We start from the raw sequence: 2,130 nt of genomic DNA on the forward strand, positions 1-2,130 counted from the left end.
GGGTGGGGGGCTCGGTGCGGGGGCGGACCTGGGCGGCCAACGTCCTTATCGCATCGGACAGTTGGGGGTGGGCGGCGGCTGCTCGTGGGTCGCGTGCCGGTAGTTCGTCGAGGTCGCTCAGGGCTCGTTCGACTACGACCGCCTCGCACGAACCGCCGTACGAGGAACCGCCCTTGTCGACGACCGCGACCTTCCCGAAGCGCGGGCCCGTGCAGGCGTGCAGGGTGGTGAGCAGAGCCGTCATCCGCGCCAGCACCTCCGCCTTCAGGGCGGCCGGGGCGCCGTTCAGCAGGTCCTCCAGGGTGCCGCCCGGGAGGTCCTCGACGATCGCCACGTCCGCCGGGAGGTGGGTGTGCGTGGGGTCGGCGTGGAGGAGGCGGGGGGCGCGGACGCCGGCCGCGGCGAGGCGGTTCGCCGCCGCGGTGAAGAGGGTGAGTCCGGAGGCGTGGGAGAAGGGGTCGCGGGGGTCGCCGGGGCCGGCGTCCCAGAGGTCCTCGTCCGGGGACCAGACGTAGGCCACAGCGGTCGAACCGTCCTGGAAGGCGAGACGGTAGACGCCCTTCTTCGAGCCGCCCCGGACACGGGTGACAGCCGTCGGGGTGCGGCCGAGAGCGGCGCGGGCCAGAGGTGCCAGGTCGTCGCGGGTGAGGGCCTTGCGGGTGGCGGTCACAGGGACGCGGGCGCGGGGCGACGGGAACGCGACTGCAGCACACCGCCGAGGATGATCAGGGCGAGCGCCGTCGCCGCGCCCGCGTTGTCCATGGCCAGGGAGTCTGCCCACCAGTGCAGGGACATCCCCGTCCCCATGCCCAGCGCCGCGATCAGCACGCCGTATCCCCACAACTCCGGCCGTACGACCCAGCCGCGCACCATCGGCAGCAGCCGGCCGGTCGTCACCGCGACGACTCCGATCGCCGCCATGATCAGCCAGGCCACCGCGGCCAGCATCGTCCACAACATCGCCCACCCCCATCGGATTCGACAGATCATCGCACCCACAGCTGTGAACAGCACAGCGTTTTCACCGCACTTGAGCGCGCGCTCAGCGCACCCACCCCTCCCGGTACGCCGTCCAGTCCGCCTCCGTCGCCGCGAAGTCGACGTACAGGGCGACACCGAAGTTCGTACGGTCCGCGTCCGTGCGGGACAGGCCGAGGCGGACGCCGCGTACGGCGGCGGGGACGGTCTCGGCGGCGCCGCGGTGGCCGAAGCGGTTCTCGTGGAAGAAGGGCAGGCCCATGAGGAGGTCGGTGGAGTCCGGGGTGACCTCCAGGGCGAGTGAGGTCTGTTGGGCAACGTAGCCGCCGTAGAGGCTCTGCAGGGGCTGCATCGTGTCGTACGACATGACGGCGATCTGGTCCACGCGGCGGGCGACCTGTCCGAAGTACGCCTGCGACCACCACTTGGGGTGGTTGGTGACGGTGCCCCAGAAGGAGTGGAAGGCGGGGAGCGGGTCGATCTGGTGGGCGGCGACGGAGAGTTGGGCGTCGTGGGCCCGGGTGACCTCGTGGAGTCTGTCGAGGAGGTCGAGGTAGTTGGCGTCGCCGGAGTGGAGGGGTTCCAGGTCGAAGTGGGCGCCCTCGAAGCCGGCGGCGAGGATCTGGCGGGTGGAGGCGACGATCGCGGTGCGGGTCGCCGCGCGTTGCAGGCGCAGGCCGTCCGGGCTCTCGGTGGCGAGCTTGTCACCCAGCCAGGCCTGGACCCGGACCCCGGGCAGTGCCCTGTGCACCGACTCGATCAACCAGGCCGCCCTGGGATAGTCCGACTCCGGGAGGGTGCCGTCGTGCTCCAGGGGGCCTGAATGGACGTACAGGTCGCGGATACCGGTGCTTTTCAGCCGCCCGGCCAGCACTGCGAAGTCCGCGTCGGTCTTGCGCCCGTCCACCCACGCGTGGCCCAGCCAGATCGCGTCCTGGCCCCGGGTGTACGTGCCGTCGGACAGCTCGCCGGTGTAGTTCACGCGGAGGGCGATCTCGGCGCCGAGGGCAGGCAGCAACAGGGCAAGCACAAGCGCGACGAGGCTCCGCCGAACCCACTTGGTTTTCCCACCCCGCCCACCCGTACTACTTTCGTCGTCGGATGCGGGTGGCCCTTGTGGGGGTACGCCACCGTCGGCGACCTCGGGTGAAT

Annotated in this window: 3 protein-coding genes; all 3 read right to left on the reverse strand. The window is 71.4% G+C overall.

Annotation, left to right across the window (positions count from 1 at the left end):
• The coding region (locus AC31A1_RS50550) for a phosphotransferase (RefSeq protein ID WP_489659774.1) at nt 1-670 on the reverse strand (670 nt) is incomplete at its 3' end.
• The gene (locus tag AC31A1_RS50555) at nt 667-960 is read right to left on the reverse strand and encodes a hypothetical protein (RefSeq protein ID WP_489659775.1); all 294 of its coding nucleotides are present in this window, start codon (nt 958-960) and stop codon (nt 667-669) included. The genes AC31A1_RS50555 and AC31A1_RS50550, both read right to left, overlap by 4 nt.
• Nucleotides 961-1,042: 82 nt before the next feature.
• A partial coding sequence (locus tag AC31A1_RS50560) for a glycoside hydrolase family 18 protein (RefSeq protein ID WP_489659776.1) occupies nt 1,043-2,130 on the reverse strand: 1,088 nt, incomplete at its 5' end.

The organism is Streptomyces sp. P5F9 (assembly GCF_057961495.1).

Bases quoted from the DNA above. Each gene is read 5' to 3' on its own strand.
- AC31A1_RS50555 (WP_489659775.1), bottom strand. From the start codon at position 960: ATGTTGTGGACGATGCTGGCCGCGGTGGCCTGGCTGATCATGGCGGCG.